The sequence below is a fragment of the Prevotella rectalis genome (assembly GCF_900607215.1).
GTDB lineage: Bacteria > Bacteroidota > Bacteroidia > Bacteroidales > Bacteroidaceae > Prevotella > Prevotella brunnea.
Genome location: NZ_LR027824.1, coordinates 1 through 3,244, shown reverse-complemented (window position 1 = coordinate 3,244; position 3,244 = coordinate 1). Strand labels below are relative to the sequence as shown.

Annotated in this window: 2 protein-coding genes; both read right to left on the bottom strand. The window is 32.4% G+C overall.

Annotated features, from left to right (window positions below; all coding sequences use genetic code 11):
* Positions 1 to 718: IS982 family transposase (locus E0E16_RS13225; protein WP_130830675.1), on the bottom strand; the 718-nt coding region annotated here is incomplete at its 3' end.
* A 107-nt stretch (positions 719 to 825) separates the two neighbouring features.
* On the bottom strand, positions 826 to 2,814 hold the full coding sequence (locus tag E0E16_RS13220; protein WP_061450000.1) for a hypothetical protein: 1,989 nt from the start codon (positions 2,812 to 2,814) through the stop codon (positions 826 to 828).
* Positions 2,815 to 3,244: the final 430 nt, after the last annotated feature.

Sequence of the window (3,244 nt, the reverse complement as noted above, 5' to 3'; positions counted from 1 at the left end):
TTCTGAGTAAGAGTCTGTCAGAAACGCTCATCAAAGCTCCTTTCATGTTGCTTTTCAGCTTGGTAATAAGTTGTATTCCATCCACAAACAGCCTTTGGAAGAGATTCTTGCCGATGTACCCCTTGTCGCCGACCAGCTTGCCATATATGAAATCCACAAATGCTTTGTATTCCAATGGCTTACGATCATCAATATATCCCGGTGTTATCATAAAATTGAGAAGCTCTCCTTTCTCATTGCAAATCAAATGCAATTTGAAACCGAAGAACCAACCCATGGAGCATTTTCCTCTTTGGGCTATACCTCTGAAAACCTTGTGGATATGTATTCTTTGGTTCTTGCAGACATGCAGGGGTGTGCTGTCAACAAAACTTATGCCCGTGCATTTGCCCAACAATACTTTCTTGATAAACAAAGCGAGTGGAATGACAACCTCCCTTTCCAATTCTACTATACGGTTGTATGAGACAACTTTAGGAAACAAATGACGCAGATGCTTACATACTGTTTCAAGATAGAAATGTTTAAAGCAGCGATAACCAGAGTCGTGAAAAAGAATCATTGTTAGCATGACTTCTGCCTTTGACATCGTGGAATCTCGATGATACTTTCTTTTTCCAGTAGGTTTTAGCGTATATTTTGCCACCATTGCATCAAAAAACTTGCAGAAATCATCTGCCATACAAAATATTTCAGTAACTTTTTCCTCGGTGATCATAGCGATTTTTGTTTGTAATTGTTTGTAAATCAATATCTTAAAGTTACAACAAATTTCGCTAATCACCAAATTTATAGATACTTATAATTCGTCGAACTCACGTTGGATTAAGTATTGTTTGATATGTTAAATTGTGAATCATTGTTTATCTGAGCAGATTTACTAATAATACGCCATGGTTCTGGTAAAATAGCCAAAGGTAAATCATGGATATAGATTCGTTTTAAGAACTCATGTTTAACAGGGTTGTCTGATAAAAATTTAATGAATTCATTAGAGAATTGGTCTTCATTATAATAGAACTTTTTAAATCTTTTGATAGGATCAATTGTTAACGTAAGTTGCCTCATAGTCATAATACCACTTTGTATATAAGCTAAAAAACTATGTGAATCTATGATATATACATCTTTGTGCGAAAATCCTGTAAAGGTGGGATAATTAGTTATAACAAATGGAATTATTGTTTTTGAAGAATAATCACCTAATGTGTTGAAATACTGAGGATTATTTTTTATAAAATCCGCCTTCCTTATAGCCTGTTCACAACCTTCTATTAGTCTTTTCAACGCCTCTGCATAATTTATAGGTTCTACTGAATAGTGTACGCATTTAGCATCAGCTACTAAAACCACATTTTTCATAGAAATAAGAACATCAATTTCCTCTTCATTGCCTTGAACACCATATTTTCCTGTTCGCATACAGGTTATGGGAAATGAAGCTTTTTTCTGTGTCAATTGATTATAAAGAAACATTTCGAATTGTTTTCCTCTTTCTTCAAGGTTAAACCCACCTCTCAGCATAAGTTGGTCTATGACATTATAAGGTGATGAGTAAATAATTGGGTAAAAGGGTAGAAGATAATACTCTCCAACAGGATATAACATTGAAGTCCAAATATCATTATATTTACACCAATCAGCTTCTAATGCAATTATAGTCGTTTTTACTTTTGCATATTTAATGCCTGTGAGTTTTACAATGTATTTTATGAGGTCACTTTTGAGTATCTTACTTGGAACAGGAAAATAGTCCTCACGTTTTTTAATTGTTATGTCAAAATTGACATGGGACGACACATATAGTGCAATATACTGTATGGTACACCAGACTGAAATAGCTTCATCAATTGTACAGTTTGCAAAATTTTGCAAAACGGTATCTCCAACAAGAAATTCATAATATGCGTTAACAGCAGATTGCATATCATTAACTATTTGTTTATGGTCTTTGGGTTCTCCTTGACCAAAGTCCAATGTAATACAACTGCCACTAATATTTGCCTTCTTTATGCGATAGTTAGTAATATATTTAAAAAGTCTTGGAACTATTTTATTCTCTCGTATTTGACTCATCATATAGGCTCTACGCTCGGCGAACATCATATCACCAGCCATAAGAAGTTTCAGTCTATCATGATTATCGTAGTCGAAAGTGATGAGATTATTCTTTTTATCTATATTTACAAAGCCACCATTACATAAAATATCGTCATAGGAATGCTTCAGCACAACAGCCATCTGGGTAATCTGCATTGATTTTCTGACTCTCCCAGCAAACTCTTCTGGGTTATTATCTTCATAGGTTAGTTCTCTATCTAAAAAATATCTCAAATAATTTAATAGCAAACTACATGCATCTGTTACACTTTCTAAACAAGCACGGGCATCAAGAAAGCCTATCTCAGGTATTGCAGATTGTATCTTAAAATTCATTATATCCGATAAGAAATACGAACCTTTTTCTGCTTTATTAAGAGTTGCTTTATGTCTATCCCATATAACTTTGTATTCCCGATTCAATCCAGCAACAATATACTCTGCAATATCACAACCTTTTAGATTCAAATGACGATAGTTATCGTTTATGTTATTATATAATTGTACATACAAGTCATGTATGTAATTAGAAATCTCTACAAAGTCTATAATAGCTTTCTCGTCTTCTTTAGAGCATGGAATGCTGTTGTCTAGTTTTTTTGTTATTTCAAGTAATTTCCTAGAATCATATTTGTTATCACTTGTAGGTTTATACTCTAACTTATTGGGATGCTTTATTATGTATTTCTTATATGCTTCAAAAAAAACTTTCATATTTCAACTATAATATAAAATCAAAACCTTAATGATTATTACCATACTCATTTATATACTTAATGAACTTTCTGTGTGTGTGCAAACAGACAGTAAAATTCAAAAACAAAGGGTTGTAATCTAAAGAATCTTTTAAAATAGAATTCAAAAGATTGAAGTTTCTCATTTGTATCTTATCAAATGATTTAATATCGTTTTCAAGTTCTGGCTCTGTTTTATCAAGGAATATTATATACTTTCTTATTATCGAAACTACATAATCACTCACTTGTACCATTGCATCTGCCTTGGAATCAATAAAACTATTATTGCTGTCCGGTAAAACTTTTTTGGGGCTATCTGTGTTAGTTAAAATAGACTTAAACTTATTATTTCTTAGAATTATCGGTTATTTTAGGTCTTTTCTTGTCAAAATAAGTGCATTTTATAA